The organism is Bacillus sp. HMF5848 (genome assembly GCF_003944835.1).
Classification (GTDB): Bacteria; Bacillota; Bacilli; order Bacillales; family HMF5848; genus HMF5848.
On the sequence record NZ_RWIV01000001.1, the window covers coordinates 3,337,831 to 3,353,857 of the forward strand.

General features: G+C 37.4%; 14 protein-coding genes. 3 read left to right on the forward strand and 11 right to left on the reverse strand.

What is annotated here, in order from left to right; genetic code table 11:
- Positions 1–273: 273 nt before the first annotated feature.
- Positions 274–477, forward strand: coding sequence for a hypothetical protein (locus EJF36_RS16050; RefSeq protein WP_185806938.1), 204 nt, complete (start codon positions 274–276; stop codon positions 475–477).
- A gap of 177 nt (positions 478–654) precedes the next feature.
- On the opposite strand, the gene EJF36_RS16055 is transcribed toward EJF36_RS16050, so the two are convergent.
- From EJF36_RS16055 to EJF36_RS16100, 10 genes are all read right to left on the reverse strand, one after another.
- Positions 655–1,551, reverse strand: a complete 897-nt coding sequence (locus tag EJF36_RS16055; RefSeq protein ID WP_125907282.1) for a metal ABC transporter permease — start codon at positions 1,549–1,551, stop codon at positions 655–657.
- Positions 1,541–2,887, reverse strand: coding sequence for a metal ABC transporter permease (locus EJF36_RS16060; protein ID WP_125907283.1), 1,347 nt, complete (start codon positions 2,885–2,887; stop codon positions 1,541–1,543). The genes EJF36_RS16055 and EJF36_RS16060 overlap by 11 nt, the downstream gene beginning before the upstream one ends.
- A 13-nt stretch (positions 2,888–2,900) precedes the next feature.
- Positions 2,901–3,659: a metal ABC transporter ATP-binding protein gene (locus tag EJF36_RS16065; protein ID WP_125907284.1), complete on the reverse strand. Its 759-nt coding sequence runs from the start codon at positions 3,657–3,659 to the stop codon at positions 2,901–2,903.
- 69 nt (positions 3,660–3,728) lie between these two features.
- A complete protein-coding gene (locus EJF36_RS16070) occupies positions 3,729–4,664 on the reverse strand; it encodes a metal ABC transporter solute-binding protein, Zn/Mn family (protein ID WP_125907285.1) in 936 nt (311 codons plus the stop codon).
- A 419-nt stretch (positions 4,665–5,083) separates the two neighbouring features.
- Positions 5,084–5,449 carry a rhodanese-like domain-containing protein gene (locus tag EJF36_RS16075; protein ID WP_125907286.1) on the reverse strand — a complete coding sequence of 122 codons (366 nt, stop codon included), beginning with the start codon at positions 5,447–5,449 and terminating at the stop codon, positions 5,084–5,086.
- A 37-nt stretch (positions 5,450–5,486) separates the two neighbouring features.
- Positions 5,487–6,947 carry an o-succinylbenzoate--CoA ligase gene (locus EJF36_RS16080; protein ID WP_125907287.1) on the reverse strand — a complete coding sequence of 487 codons (1,461 nt, stop codon included), beginning with the start codon at positions 6,945–6,947 and terminating at the stop codon, positions 5,487–5,489.
- Between the two features lie 64 nt (positions 6,948–7,011).
- The gene (menB, locus tag EJF36_RS16085) at positions 7,012–7,830 is read right to left on the reverse strand and encodes a 1,4-dihydroxy-2-naphthoyl-CoA synthase (protein WP_125907288.1); all 819 of its coding nucleotides are present in this window, start codon (positions 7,828–7,830) and stop codon (positions 7,012–7,014) included.
- A gap of 11 nt (positions 7,831–7,841) precedes the next feature.
- Complete coding sequence (gene menH, locus EJF36_RS16090) at positions 7,842–8,651, reverse strand: 2-succinyl-6-hydroxy-2,4-cyclohexadiene-1-carboxylate synthase (RefSeq protein ID WP_125907289.1); 810 nt, start codon at positions 8,649–8,651, stop codon at positions 7,842–7,844.
- Positions 8,641–10,395 carry a 2-succinyl-5-enolpyruvyl-6-hydroxy-3-cyclohexene-1-carboxylic-acid synthase gene (menD, locus tag EJF36_RS16095; RefSeq protein WP_125907290.1) on the reverse strand — a complete coding sequence of 585 codons (1,755 nt, stop codon included), beginning with the start codon at positions 10,393–10,395 and terminating at the stop codon, positions 8,641–8,643. Before menD ends, menH begins: the two co-directional genes overlap by 11 nt.
- Positions 10,388–11,773: an isochorismate synthase gene (locus EJF36_RS16100; protein WP_125907291.1), complete on the reverse strand. Its 1,386-nt coding sequence runs from the start codon at positions 11,771–11,773 to the stop codon at positions 10,388–10,390. Before EJF36_RS16100 ends, menD begins: the two co-directional genes overlap by 8 nt.
- A gap of 316 nt (positions 11,774–12,089) precedes the next feature.
- On the opposite strand from EJF36_RS16100, the gene EJF36_RS16105 reads away from it, so the two are divergent.
- Together EJF36_RS16105 and EJF36_RS16110 are read left to right on the forward strand one after the other, a co-directional pair.
- The gene (locus EJF36_RS16105) at positions 12,090–13,028 is read left to right on the forward strand and encodes a 1,4-dihydroxy-2-naphthoate polyprenyltransferase (protein WP_125907292.1); all 939 of its coding nucleotides are present in this window, start codon (positions 12,090–12,092) and stop codon (positions 13,026–13,028) included.
- Between the two features lie 132 nt (positions 13,029–13,160).
- Positions 13,161–13,931 (forward strand): TraR/DksA C4-type zinc finger protein, encoded by a 771-nt coding sequence (locus EJF36_RS16110; RefSeq protein WP_125907293.1) that lies wholly within the window; start codon positions 13,161–13,163, stop codon positions 13,929–13,931.
- A 172-nt stretch (positions 13,932–14,103) separates the two neighbouring features.
- Here EJF36_RS16110 and EJF36_RS16115 read toward each other — a convergent pair whose 3' ends face one another.
- Positions 14,104–16,017 (reverse strand): vWA domain-containing protein, encoded by a 1,914-nt coding sequence (locus EJF36_RS16115; RefSeq protein WP_125907294.1) that lies wholly within the window; start codon positions 16,015–16,017, stop codon positions 14,104–14,106.
- Positions 16,018–16,027: the final 10 nt, after the last annotated feature.

The window sequence follows — 16,027 nt, forward strand, 5'->3', positions numbered from 1 at the left end:
GTTGTGTGAGAATATTGAAAAACGACTCGTTAAAATGTAAATTTTTTGTTACAATTCCACTGAATTACCGTCTCTACTTCACTTTTTTTTCACATTTAGTTTGATTCCTATCCGAAAAAATTAATTCAATCCACAATTCTTCATCTGTATAATCACTTATAATTTACAAATAATAGTAATGAGGTAATACATACACTCATGTTTGCTCATCATGTTCAATGACAAACATCCACTTTATGACAAATAATCATTAAAAGGAGCTGGATAATAATCATGACAATCGACAAACAATCACTTATAAACAATTTTATGAAAGAAATTAAAGATGCTGATCAAATGCGTTTTCCGATTGCCGTTGATTCTTTTACAAACTTATGGACATATGAATTTGGCTCTTTAGATGATTTACCTAATGAAATTGATGATTTAATCGCTGGTCGCGCTTTAGAACTTGGTATGCTAGAAGATTTGGAATAAACTATTAACCAAACTTTAATACTGTGGTTTCATACGAAGCATGCATTGGCTCGGAGCAGTAACTGAACCCGCATTTGATTTTTTTACAGCGGGCTGAGACGGGAGAACATCCCGGCTTACAATCAAAGAAAAAAGTTGTCGCTACAATATAATGCAAAAAAGAAAGAGGCAGTTACTCTAACTGCCTCTCGTTATTTCTCTGTAACGAATTTTTCTTCTAGCGATATACTTTGCAATTAACCCATGTGTAGGTGAGAAGAATAAAGCCAGTGTGAATAACACGCCACCCATCATAGCCATTGACCCTGATATAGATACATTAAAAATACTAGCAAACCAATAGCCTAATATTGCTGCTGCCACTCCAACCGCAATACTCAGTATTAACATTACAAACAATCTGTCTGTCAACAAATAGGCAGTTGCACCTGGCACAATTAACATGGCTACTACTAATATCGCTCCTACACTATCAAAAGATGCAACAGTAGTAATAGATAGCATTCCCATTAATAAGTAATGTATGACCGTAATAGGAATACCAAGAGCTAACGCCATTTCAGGATCAAACGAACTTATTTTTATTTCTTTATAAAATAAAGCAATGAGGATTATATTAATAATTAACACAACACTCAACATCCAAACTGCTATAGGTCCTAGATTCATTCCTGCGATTTCGAGTGTGTTCCATGGTATAAATGCTATTTCGCCCATTAACGCATGTTGTGTATCTATATGAACCTGCCCCGCAAAAACAGATATCAAAATAACACCAACAGCAAACAAAAATGTAAAAACGACACCAATGGATGCATCCGCCTGCACACCTAGTGAGTTTAGAAATTGCACAAGAAAAGCCGTTAACATCCCGACGATAACTGCACCAATTAACATACTTACTCCTTGTAAATTTTGACTAACTAAATACGCACCAATAATACCTAAAATAACAGAATGACTAATAGCATCTGCTAACATTGCCATTCTTCTTAGAATAAGGAAACAGCTGACAAGACCACATGCCGCTCCGACAAGAGATCCTGTCAAGATAATCCAAGCGTCATACCCCATTTGTCTGCCCCCTATCTTTACTTCTATTTATGCGTGGACCATCACCAGCGATTAAAATTGGCTCTCTACCATGCTCTTTTAGTAATTTTCTTAACTGGTTATATGTTTTTTCAGGCAAATCAGTCATCCTAAAAGAGTGATTGTCACGTATAGAAAGTGTCGGAAATTGCATCTCATGCATTAAATATATATCTACTAATCTTTTTTCTAACGTCAAGTTATGCGCTTCTTGTAAGCCCTTCTCTGTTAATCTCCATGACTCCGGTGTAATCCGATACAGAAGACCCTTATTTTCTGCTTCACTGGCCATTTTAACAATCAATCTTCTACTTAATTTTCTTTTTACCTGAATATCTTCAATACTAAATGCACAATTCGCATAGCCATTAACAGACTCTTTACATGCTTCTTCACTTAAATCATAGAATGTTTGTAACATATTTTCTCTTGCTATTGATCTACTGAGTTTTGCACGACGATATGCTTTTGCTATTAACCCTCTATGAGGAGCACACGTAAGTGAAATAATGAAAATAATAGTGGCTGCCACAATAATGACTGGACCAGTTGGCATACCTTTTGTTACTAGACTTAAGAATGTCCCAAGCATTCCCGAGACTGCACCAATGCCCCCAGCAATGATTACCATTTTATCAAGCTTATCTGTCCAATATCTTGCTGCAATAGCCGGTGTAATAAGCATAGCTGCCATAAGCACTACTCCAACAGCCTGTAACCCAATAACAACGGCACAAACGATGAGGGTCATAAGGAGATTATTAAAAAAGCCTATTGGTAGACCTATTCCTTTGGCAAATTGCGGATCAAATGTGAGTAACTTAAATTCTTTAAAAAATGCAAATGTAATAAACACCAGAACTGCAGAAACACCTGTAATTAATCTTACATCTTCTCCAACAAGCGACGCCGCCTGCCCAAAAATAAAATCATCTAATCCACTTTGATTACCTGATGCATTTTGGTTTATATACGTTAGTAACACTATCCCAACCCCGAAAAACACTGACAGGATAAGGCCTAATGCTGTATCTTCCTTGATTCTTGAGTGCTGAATAATTTTCTCTATAAAAAATGTAGCAATTAAACCGGATATTGCGGCTCCTAATAAAAACAAAATAAGTGATTTACTTTGTATAATAAGAAAAGCGATACATATACCAGGTAAAGCCGCGTGTGCAACCGCATCTCCGATTAAGCTTTGTTTTCTTAACAATGAAAAGCTCCCTAACACACCACTTGCCAATCCTAGTAATGTAGTACCTATTAATACCCACTGAGTATTTGCATCTAACAAGTATAGAAACCACTCTTGCATAACTGGTCACCTCCTAGCTTTGTTCAATAAGTGCCTCTTCCTTTTTTAAAAAAGCTAACCGTCCGCCGTACGTTTTTTGAAGATTCTCTAGTGTGAACACTTCGCTTGTTGGTCCCATTTCAATCTTTCTCATATTAAGCAATAACACCCAATCAAAATATTCTTCTACCGTTTGTAAATCATGATGCACAACTAATACTGTTTTTCCCTGTGCTTTCAATTCATTTAAAAGAGCAATGATTGCTTTTTCAGTAGCTGCGTCGACTCCAACGAACGGTTCATCCATGAAGTATATAGTTGCATCCTGTGCAAGTGCTCTAGCTAAAAATACACGTTGCTGCTGACCACCGGATAATTGACTAATTTGCCTAGTAGCATATTCCTTCATACCTACTTTATCTAAACATTGCATCGCATACTCTGCGTCTTGTTTACTTGGACGTTTAAACCAACCAACATGACCATATCGACCCATTAAAACAACATCTAGCGCATTGGTTGGAAAATCCCAGTCAACCGATCCTCTTTGAGGTACATACCCTACAAGCTTACGTTGCTTTTCATATGATTTCCCGTATACATGTACATCTCCCGTAGCTTTTGGCACTAATCCTAAAATAGATTTTATTAAAGTAGATTTACCTGCTCCATTCGGACCAATAATACCTAACAACTTTCCTTCCGGTACAGAAAAACTTACTTCTTGTAATACTGGCTTTTTATTATAAGCAACCGTTACATTATCCACTAAAAGTGGTGATACACCAGTCATCCGCTTACCCCCGCTTTCCTAGTTTCTATATATAGATTGAAAGAGGCACTGGATAAGTGCCTCTATATATTATTTTAATGAGTCAACAATCGTGTCGATGTTATGCTTATACATGCCGTAGTAGGTTCCTTCCACTGTACCAGCTTCACCCATTGCATCAGAGAATAACTCTCCACCAATTACGACAGTATGACCCTTTTGTTTGGCTCCTTCCACTACAGCCTCAATAGAATTTTCTGAAATGCTACTTTCAATGAAGACTGCCTTTATGTTCTTATCAACGAGTAGGTTCACCAAATTTTGAACATCTCTTAAGCCGTATTCGGCATCTGTACTTAAACCTTGTAGTCCTACTACGTCAAAGTCATACGCTCTACCAAAATAACCGAAAGCGTCATGTGCTGTTACTAAAATACGACTTTCCTCTGGTATTTCTGCCACTCTATCTAACGAATATGTTTTTAAATCTTTTAACTTTTCTATATAAGCTGTTGCATTCGCTTTGTAGCTATCTGCATTAGCACTATCTAACTCACTAAGAGCATCACGTACTTCCTCGATTGCATATATCCATAGATCTATATCAAACCATACGTGTGGGTCATGGGCTTTTTCATTCGATTCTACCGCTATCAATTTATCAACTGGCACTGCCTCTGCTACAGCAACTGTTGGTTTATCTTCCCGCATCTTCTCGAAAATTTCACCCATTTTGCCCTCTAAATGTAAACCGTTATAAAAAATAATATCTGCTTTATCAAGCTTTGAAATATCGCCTTGTGACGCTTGATATAAATGAGGATCTACACCAGGGCCCATCAAAGAATTTACTTTCACATGTTCTCCACCAACATTTGCAACAACATCCGCTATTTGTCCTATAGTTACTGTAACTTCAAGTACATTACCTTCTGATGAATCTAAATTAGTTGCTTGATTTCCACAAGCTGTGGACACTACCAGGAATCCAACTAAGATTATTGACAAAAACCACTTTTTGAACATTTCCCTCTCTCCTCTTTTTGTTTTTTAGGAAACATACTGTTGAAGAAACTGCAATGTTACTATATTCAAAATTTCATAGTTTGTTACAACTTTATTTACATCCACCATTATTCTTTTGTATAGTTAAAAATGTTTCCCTTATGCAAAACTTAAACTAAAGACAGCCAATTTGTCAAGAATAATTATCAATTAGTTATTGCTCCCACTCAAAAGTTCAACTAATTACAGAGGCACTAATTTTTTTATCATGACATACTGTAGAAACTATTCAGACCACGAAATGTTTTCTTCTCAATCTCTTCATTATGAGATTTATATATAGTGGTAGGTGGTTAGTTGCTACAATTTTTATTTCTTTATTAGCAGTAAACAAAAAAAAAGCAAGCTTCCCATTAGAAAGCTTGCTTTTAGATAAAAGATTATTCAGTTACAACTTCACCCGTCCACTGATTCATACCGCCTAGCATATTAAATATGGATGTAAAGCCATTATCAACAAGAATTTTACTTGCCTGTGCTGATCTGTTGCCACTTCTACAAACAATCACATATTCTGTACCTTTATTTAATTCACCTAAGCGATTCTCCAACTCGTGAAGTGGCATGAGAAGAGCGTTAGGAATATGTCCTGCAGCATATTCTTCTTCTGTTCTTACATCAATAACAGTAACATTATTGGCAATCATTTCTTGAGCCTTTTCTACAGAAACATCCTCGTATGTGGATTGTGTTGAACAAGCAGACAAAAGTAATAATACACTTATAAATGCAATAATATGTTTCATTGATATCCCCCTAAAATACTACATAAGGTATTTTATCTTAATTTATATCAATAATCAACTTCAATAATTCATGACGCATAAGTTTGTTTGATGCATTTCGTGGTAACTGTTTAACACAAAAGATACGATTGGGCATTTTGTATTTTGCTAGCTGCTGCTGTAAATTAGTCCTTATGTCGTATTCATTGAAAGTACACCCTGGCTTCATGACAACAAAAGCATATGGTACTTTCCCCCACTCTGTATCATTCATACCTGTTACACCAGCCTCAGCCACACCTGCAATAGATAACAATGCAGCTTCAATTTCAGCTGGATATATATTTTCTCCTCCAGAAATAATCAAATCTGATCGTCTATCCACCACATATAAAAAACCATCTTCATCTTTATAACCTAAATCCCCCGTATACAACCATTCATCGATGAATGCACGCAGTGTCGCATCGTCACGCTGCCAATATCCACACGTTACGTTTGGCCCCTTTACTACAATTTCACCAATATTATGTGGCTCTTGCTCTTTTCCTTCAGACAGAATTTTAATTTGATTAGGGAACAAAGGCTTACCAGCAGATCCAAGCTTTGAGAACATATATTGTGGGGATAATGTGGTGACTTGAGATGCAGTTTCCGTCATTCCATACGTTTGGATAACAGGTATAGCTTTTTCTATACACGCATCAAGCAATGGCTTTGGGGCTGGACCTCCACCAAGCAACATACATCGAAAAGTATTTGGATAACTTTCCTCATTTAAATGCTCTAGCATCAACTTAAGCATGGTAGATACGACAGACATAATCGTAGCCTGTTTTTGCATTATATATGTATTAGCGAGAACAGGGTCAAATTTATCCATGAGTATCATCGGGATACCATAAATAACAGAACGATTCACTATCGAAAGTCCACTAATATGAAATAGCGGCACAGACGTTAACCAACAATCATTTGTCTGTAACCCTAAATTAAGTAATGAGCCATTCGCACTCCACCAGTGATTTCCGTATGTTTGCATAACTCCTTTTGGTTTACCCGTTGTACCAGAAGTATACATAATAGTGTCAATGTCATCTAGTGAGAACTCCATCTCTACCTCGCACGTATTCTCTTTTGTAGCTTCAACTAAACTGTTATTGTAAACAGGAACATTTTGTTCCGTAAATGAAAAGCTATCATCAACAAGTAGATATGTTGCTTTTGAATCTTTAACTTGCCACTCTAGTTCATGCGAAGATAAGCGTGTGTTTAAAAGTACCTTAAGAGCACCTATATAACGAAGTGCATGGATATTTAACAGCATATCAACACTATTTTGTTGAAATATTGCTACAACATCTCGTTTCTTTATACCGAGGGCAGATAATTTATTTGCTCGTTTTAAGACAAGTTCATGAAGCTCTTGATAACTGTATGTGTTATCTTTATATGTTAAAGCTTTATTACCCGGAGTTAATTGTGAACGTTGGATTAACCAATTAGGAACCACAGTCATACATTCCATCTCCTATTTGAAAATAAGCAGCCTGATTGCTCAAGCTGCTTAATGTGCGATATTTTTATGGAAATCTTGGGAACTGTTTAAAGTCAGGCGTACGCTTTTCCTTAAATGCGTCACGACCTTCTTTTGCTTCATCTGTTGTATAGTATAGAAGAGTCGCATCTCCAGCAAACTGCTGAATACCAGCTAGACCATCTGTATCCGCGTTAAATGCAGCTTTTAAGAATCGAATGGCTGTCGGAGATTTTTCTAAAATTTCTTCACACCATTGAACTGTCTCTTCTTCTAGTTTTTCTAGCGGTACAACAGTATTGACTAGCCCCATATCAAGTGCTTCTTGCGCATTATATTGGCGACATAAAAACCAAATTTCACGCGCTTTTTTATGACCGACGATACGAGCTAAATAGCCTGAGCCATAGCCAGCATCAAAGCTTCCTACCTTTGGACCTGTTTGACCGAAGATTGCATTATCAGCAGCAATTGTTAAGTCACACACGATGTGTAAAACATGACCGCCTCCGATCGCATAACCTGCAACCATAGCGATGACTGGTTTAGGAATAACACGAATTAAACGCTGTAAGTCAAGAACGTTTAAACGAGGAATTTCGTCTTCCCCCACATATCCACCGTGTCCGCGAACCTTTTGGTCTCCTCCTGAACAGAACGCTTTGTCACCAGCACCTGTTAAAATGATAACCCCTACATTTGAATCATCGCGAGCATACGCAAATGCGTCAATTAGCTCAATTACTGTTTTAGGACGGAATGCGTTACGAACTTCTGGACGATTAATAGTGATTTTTGCAATCCCATTGTATGTTTCGTATAAAATGTCTTCATACGTTCTTTCAGCTACCCATTCTACTGCCATGTTTGTACCTCCTATGTTATATGTAAATTAAGAAACTCTTTTACTATTGTACCAAAAATTTCTGGTTGTTCCACATGAATTGCATGCCCAGTGTCTTCTATGATAGTATGCTGACTTTTTGGCAGCTTATCATTCATTTCTTCTTGTATGTGACAGAACTTCTGATCTAAACTCCCACTTATCAATAATACAGGAACTTCTACCTCATGTAGTCTCTCCCAATATGATGGTTGGCTACCTGTTCCCATCCCTCGCAAACTATTAGCTAAACCTATTGGATTTTGTTCCAAACGCTCTCGCCTAATTTCAGCTCTTTTCTCTTCGGGTAATCTCATCTGACTTTCAAACATAGATAGCCGTTCCCATTTGTTCACAAAGCTTTCGATACCTGTTTCGAGAATCTCCGCTGCCAGCAATTCATCAGCTGCAACTCTTTGTTGCCTTTCATCAAAGTTTTTCAACCCTGGTGAGCTACTTTCTAAAATGAGACTGGAAACAAAGTCAGGCTGTTCACAAGCAATAGATAAAGCAAGGCGGCCTCCCATAGAATAACCTAATATACTAGCAGAAGAAAATCCTAACTTTTTTACGTAGCTTATAATCGTCTCTCCTACCATGCGTATATCATATGCGCTTGTGTCAAGCGGTGAATCTGATTCGCCATGTCCAATAATATCTATTGCAATAATTGTAAAGCCATCCCAAATTGTTTTAAATGGCAGCCACGTCTTTTTCGTACCTGTAAAACCATGCAACAAAACGAGAGCATGTCCACCATTGCCATAGACGTCTAGCGAGTAAGCCACATCCCTATCCTTCAATTTGTTCGTCACCTTCAGCCAAAAAATTTATTTCCTGGGAAACATTATTCCACAATGTACGATGAATCTCGACATTTTCGTAACGATTTGTTTTCAATTCTATGACAGTTAAGGTTGCTCTATCAAAACTATTAACAAGTTGAACTTGAAATTCATGCCAATTTGTTGCAAGCGTGTATACACCACCGTACATTTTTACAGCATGCTCAAACTGTAAATCGGTAGGCGTACCAAAAAGGTGTTCAAAATGCTTTGTCTCAGCTGCCTGAGGTAAAAAAGAAAAGATACCACCGCCATTATTATTAACGAGAACAATTGTTAACGGTATGTTATGCATGCGAGCAGCCAATAAACCGTTTAAGTCGTGGTAAAAGGATAAGTCTCCAATGACTAAAACGGTTGGTTTTGAAACAGAAGCTACTCCTAATGCACTTGATACAACACCATCTATTCCATTGGCACCGCGATTGGCATATATATGTATTGTTTTATCAGATGCACAGAAAAACGAATCCAAATCACGGATTGGCATACTATTCCCAACGAACAAATGACTGTTGTTTGGTAAATTACGTTGGAGCTCTTGAATAATTCGACCTTCAAATAGAATCTCACTATCAATGGATTGTTGCATAATCGACTGAGTAATTGTATTTATCTGTAGCCAAGTTTGTACCCATTTTGTTTTCTGCTTTTTTTCTAAATATGAAGGAATCCTGCTTGAGAAATACGCTTCGTCACAATGAATAACATCCCAAGCTTGACTGTTAGGATCACGCCACTCACCACTGCCATCAACAATAAGTTGTTTGCAATCTTGTTGTTTTTTTAGAAATAACATAAATGCTTTTGAAACAGGCATAGCCCCAAAGCGGATCACTATATCTGGTTTTAGCAATTCACTAGTCACGTCATTTTTTAAGAATGCATCATAGCCATCAATTAGCAATGGGTGCTTGTAGCTTCTAAGTTGAGATAGTGGATCTGCAAGTACAGGATATTGAAGCTTCTCAGCTAAATTCAAAATTTCCCTTTGTTCACTATAATTCTGTAAATCTCCAACAACAATAAGTCCTCTTTCATGACTACTAAACAAGTTTGCGTACTCATTTAAGTACAGATCGTCAATAAAGCGAGCTGGAGGCGTAACCTTTGCCAACTGCTGTTGCTCTATGTCACTCCACAAATTTTCATTATTTAGGTCTGGTACAAGCGGCTCTCGTAATGGCATGTTAATGTGTACTGGTCCCATTGGACGACTGCCTGCAGTGTGAACTGCTCTTGCAGCAACCATTCGTACATATCGCAAAACATCCTCGGTATCCTCTGGAATCCCCATTTCAACGAACCACTTTGGGTAATCACCATACATTTTTATTTGATCTATTGCTTGAGGTGCTCCCACATCACGCAATTCATGTGGCCGATCCGCTGTAACGACTAATATAGGGATATTTGAATATCGTGCCTCGACGATAGCAGGATAGTAATTGGCAGCTGCTGTACCTGATGTACAAACTAGCACAACCGGCCTTTTTACTCTTTTAGCTAGTCCTAAAGCAAAAAAAGCGGCTGAGCGCTCATCAATGTGTATAGTCACATTCATGCTTGGGTGCTCAGCCATAAGCATGGCGATCGGTGTAGAACGCGAACCAGGACTCACGACAACATCGGTGATATTTAACGTGCTTAATTGTTGAATAAAAGCCGCAACATATTTTGTAAGTGCATTCGTACTACTCAACGATGTTCCCTCCTAGTGCAGATAACATAGGACGTAGCTTCATTTTAGTTTCCTCTAATTCACTCTCTGGAATTGAATCTGAAACTATACCACATCCCGCATATAAATAAGCTTTTCTTCCTTGTATGAGAGCAGATCGTATTGCAACGGCAAATTCGCCATCTCCACTGTAATCAACCCAGCCAAGTGGACTCGCATACCAGCCACGATCGATTCCTTCATGATCACGAATATATTGAAGAGACTCTTGTCTTGGATAGCCACCAAGAGCTGGTGTTGGGTGTAACAACTCAACAATATCCATGAGAGATGTATATACCTTCGTAGTACCTGTAATTGGTGTATATAAATGCTGAACATGCTTCGTTTTAAAAATAGTAGGACTCGGTGGAATATTAGTTGTTGAACAGACTTCCTGCATCGCGTCGGAAATCATATTAACAACAAGCTGGTGTTCATTCTTATTTTTTTCATCACGAAGTAATTCATCTGCTATCTGCTCGTCTTCTTCAAACGTTTTTCCTCTTGGTGCTGTACCTGCTAAACAAGTAGTGTAAAGCTTATCCTGTTTTTTTTGAATGAGCTGCTCCGGAGTAGCGCCAATAAAACAAGATTGATGATATTTAAATGCAAAAATATAGCTTGTTGGTTGCTCAGCTAATAACGTATGCAGGGCTTGCACGACATTAATTTGCTTCGCGTACGTTAATGTTACATCACGAGCTAAAACAACCTTTTGTAAGTTGTTGCTGTTGATTTCATCAATAGCACCTTGAACAATTTGCTTCCATTTTGTTGTGTCACCTTCAGAAAGCCTATATGATGTAGATGAAAAATCGGGTAATTCGTCTATATCAGCAAACATTTCATTATATAAACGGTCTATATCCTCAAGAAGACCATAGGAACTGCTTTCTTCACAAGGAAACAAATTGTGCGTTACATACCCTTCACCATTGTAATTTGTATACATCATTTTAGGCAAAATAAATGTGCCCGGACTAAAATCACGCCAACGGTTAGTTGATTGTTTTATTGGGTCAAAACTATATCCACCAAATAGTAACGGGCCGACAGCTTCTACAGTGTGATACCTGTTATTTATTAATGAATTTTCTAGCAAGCGCTTCCAAGTGTTACTAATTTGCTTGAAACGATTTGCATCATCCGCTTCGATAGTATAGAGCTCTCCCACACCAACAAACGAAATCGATTGTGAAGGATGTTTCCAAAAGAAATAATCATATTGTAGTCTTTCGGCATTAGCGATAATCGTAAGGGGGTTCATTGCTTTTGTTTTTTGCACATAACTAACAAGCCTGTTTTTTTGTGCATGTTGAATTAACTCTAATAATTTATTATGCTGCAGTACAGTCACGACTAATTCCCCCTGTGCCAATAGTCATAGTTAGCCTTATTTTAATTTACACCTACAGGTAAACATGTGTCAATATATCAAGCTTTTCACGTATGCTCGAAGACCTTTAATATTAGGACAACTAACATATAATAAAGCTTGTCTTCTCAAGCTTCTTGTTTGAAGATGTGATTGTAGAAATATCTGAAAAAACTTTTGCCAGTTTACCCTGTTTTTAATCGTTGACACATTTCATGCCTTCACCTACACTAAATAAGTGAAGTGATACTATATGTCGAATTTTCCTTAATATAATAAGGAAGGGAGATGTTTTTCAATGCAAACACAATTACAGGTCGACCGTAATTCTCCCGGTTACAAAAGAAAGCGAAGTTTTAAAGTATGGTGGAACTTAACACGTCCGCATACATTAACAGCTGCTTTTATACCTGTCTCTATTGGAGCAGCTCTTGCTATGCAGGTAACAACAATTGATGTTGTGCTATTTTTAGCAATGCTTTTAGCTTCTATATTAATACAAGCAGCCACTAACATGTTTAATGAATACTTTGATTATAAGCGCGGTCTTGATAATGAAGATTCAATTGGTATTGGTGGCGCCATTGTTCGCGAAGGTGTAAAGCCGAATACAGTTTTACGACTAGCTTTTGCTTTATTTGCAGTAGCTATCCTAATTGGAGTATATATATGCTTCAACAGCTCTTGGTGGTTAGCTCTTATCGGCACAGTATGTATGGCTGCTGGATACTTCTATACAGGTGGTCCTGTTCCTATAGCCTACACACCATTTGGTGAAGTAGTTGCCGGGTTTTTCATGGGTGTATTAATTGTTTTGATTTCCTTTTTTATACAAACGGGATATATTGCATTAGACGGTGTTTTATTATCTATCCCTATATCAATCCTTGTAGGAGCCATTCTATTAGCGAACAATATTCGAGACCTTGATGGCGACAAAGAAAACGGACGAAAAACGTTGGCCATATTACTTGGTAGACAGAACGCAATTAAGCTTTTAGCTTGTATGTTTGTTGTTAGTTATGTTTGGGTATTTGCTTTGATTCTTTTTAATAATGCTACACCATGGTTACTTTTAGCTTTGTTAAGTATTCCAAAAGCTATTAGTGCTACTAAAGGCTTCATTGGGAAAACACTCCCCATACAAATGATGCCCGCTATGAAAGCTACGGCACAAACAAATACTATCTTTGGCTTGCTTGTTGTTATTGGCCTTTTCGTTAGCAACATATTTTAACAAATGCAACACACCTCTTTTTTAAAGGGTGTGTTTTTTTCTGCGAATTTAATAAAAAAATTTTCTACTTATGTTTTTTGCTCACAAACAAATAATACAAAAAGATAAGATTATTTGGAAGGAGTCAATCATATGTTAACTTCAAATCAATTTATAACCTTCCGTAAACAACTATTGGAGCAAAAGCAGGAAATACTAACTCAAATAGAGGAAAACGATCACTTTGACTTAGAACGAGGTCATTTTCATGAATCAATGGGAGAGTTATCAAGCTACGACAACCACCCAGCTGACGAGGGCTCTGCACTATATGAAAGAGAGAAAGATATTTCACTTCTAGAACATGCTAAAAGAGAATTAGATGATATAGAAGCGGCGTTGCAAGCATTAAAGGATGGGACTTATGGTACTTGTAAAGAATGTGGAAAAGATATTCCCGTTGAGAGGCTTGATGCATTACCAACAGCTCTTTACTGTAAAGAACACAGTCCTGATCAAGAAGTATCCCATCAACGTCCTATTGAGGAAGGTGTTTTAATTCCCCCCTTTGGGAAGTTTGAATATGATGATCTTGATGTGGAAGCATACGATGCCGAAGATAGTTGGCAAGATGTTCAACGTTTTGGTACATCTGAAACGCCAAGTGATTTTATAGGCGATAGAGACTCTTATAACGAGATGTTTATCGAAAGTGATGAAAATGTTGGCTTTGTAGAGGATTACGAGAACTTTGTGGCAACGGATATGGAAGGAAAAGAAGTGTTTATAGTTCCGAGTAATCGACACCGCCAATACGAGGAAATGCTTGATGAAGCTGGTATGATGTCAATATTAGGTGATTTACCACCTTATGAAAAACACCCTTATACAGAAGAAGCTCTTAAGCGAGAACAAGACAAATAAAATTTCGAGCGTATGTTCATCAACAGTGACAAAAACTCGTCGAAAACATCACTCTTGCTAAGCGGTTTGTCACACTCGAAAAACGTTATAAAAAGGGCTGTCCCAAAAGTAAAGGGCCGGGCGAACACGCAATGAAAACACGTACTGCTTTTGAGTACGTGTTTTCTTTTAGTTATAAGCTTTTTAAAAGTAATTTTTTTAATAAAGGGAATAACACATCAGGTAACTCTTCAATATGAGGAACAAGAATACTGTATTTTCCGTAAATGTTGCGTATCGTATTTTGTTGTCCTTCTGATATCTCCCCATTCGCTAAAAATACATTTATAATTTCAATACCATGCTTTCGCGCTTCCACAACAGCCTCATGTGTGTCGACAATTCCATTTTGCTCATAACCAAACGCGGCTGGTTCTCCATCAGAAAATACAAGTAAAAACTTTTGTTTTTCCTGTCTCGTCAGAAGTACTTCAATCATATGACGAATTGCAAATCCATCGCGGTTGTCTTCCTCAGGCTCTAATTGCATAATATTAGGACCAACACGATCGTCTTTGAAAGTAGCGAAATCAACGACCTTTTTAAAATAATTAGGCTGCTTTTCCTCTGAAGCATCACCAGTATCCTCCCAGAATCCAACAATTGAATGGGGAACTTGAACTGATTTCAGCGCTTCGTGGAACAATGTTATACCTAGCTTTGTTTGCTCCATTTTGTCGTACATCGACGCTGAACAATCTACAAGTAACCCGAACGCCGCATCAATCTCAGGAGATGGTTGATTCTTTTTATAAAACATACGTGGATTTTCATCAACAAAAAACTTTGTTAGCTGTTTGCTTAAGCGCCCTATATGGAGATCATGACGTGGTAAAATCTTTTTATGTTCCAACGTCTTTTGAATCATTTGCTTAAGCTTCTTCTGATATGGACTTATTTCAGCCTTATACTGCGTATATAGCCGCTTTTGTTCATTGGTTTGTATGTCTGGCTTTAAGAAGATAGCGATCGCTTGGCGATTTTCTTTGCCATATTGATCAACTGCACTTGCTTTTTTTTCATCCCGCTCTGCTTCAAGAGCTTCCATTTTTGCAAAATCGTTTCTCGATGATTGCTGCGAGCTACCTTGTACCATACCTAATGCTTGGTCGCCATCTTCTCCCTCACGAACACCTTCGCCCATTAAATCTGTTTTTGTTCCTTGTTCAAGATCAAATTGTAAAAAGCTCTTCGTTGGGGATTCAGTTTCTCGGTGCCACATTGGCATCTTCTCTTCATCATGAACATCCTCGTCCCCATTCTTCACATCCTCAAGGAGGTCATTATTTCTCAACCTATCACGACGTTTTAAATCCTCAAATATTAATTTATCTTCACTATAAACATGTTCTGGTAAAAAGAAATATAAATTCAGCATATCTCTTTCCAATATTTCGTCTAACACTTCCATTACACGTAACACTATAGAAACAATAGCTTTAGTTGAATTAGCTTCATACACGTGTACCAACTCGCTACGAATATAAGGAAGAACACGATCTATTTTATCCTGAATGGGAGGGATGTCTTCTAGCGGCGATTCTGCCGTAACGAGTAAATAAACCGTACAATATAAGGCATCTGTATAAACGCTCCGAATTAAATTTGTGTTAAGCTGACTTTTAAAATACTTACGATATGCTACTCGTCTAGTCTTAAACACTCTCTTTGTTCCTGGTCGTTCCTTAACAACAGCATCTTCTAGTCTAATGTCTTCTAAGAGCATCAACAACTGCTTGGCTATATTTGGGAATTTTAGTTTATTTGTCTTTTTAATAAAACTCTTTATTTCTTTAAAATCTGAATGCATCATCGAACCAGCGCTTCGAAGAAGAATATCACTCATAAGTCCATATCTCTTTACATCAACTACGTGATCATCCCAAAAGCGGCTTATTGTAATTTTATGAGCAAGCTGATTATAATAAGATTGATAGGCATACTCTATTTCTAGTTGCGGATCTCGTGCCAAGCCTTCTGCTAAATCCGTCAATTCCATAAATAAAAATGAATCGACTTGTTTATCATTAAATTTAATATATTTCATGTGAGATGGC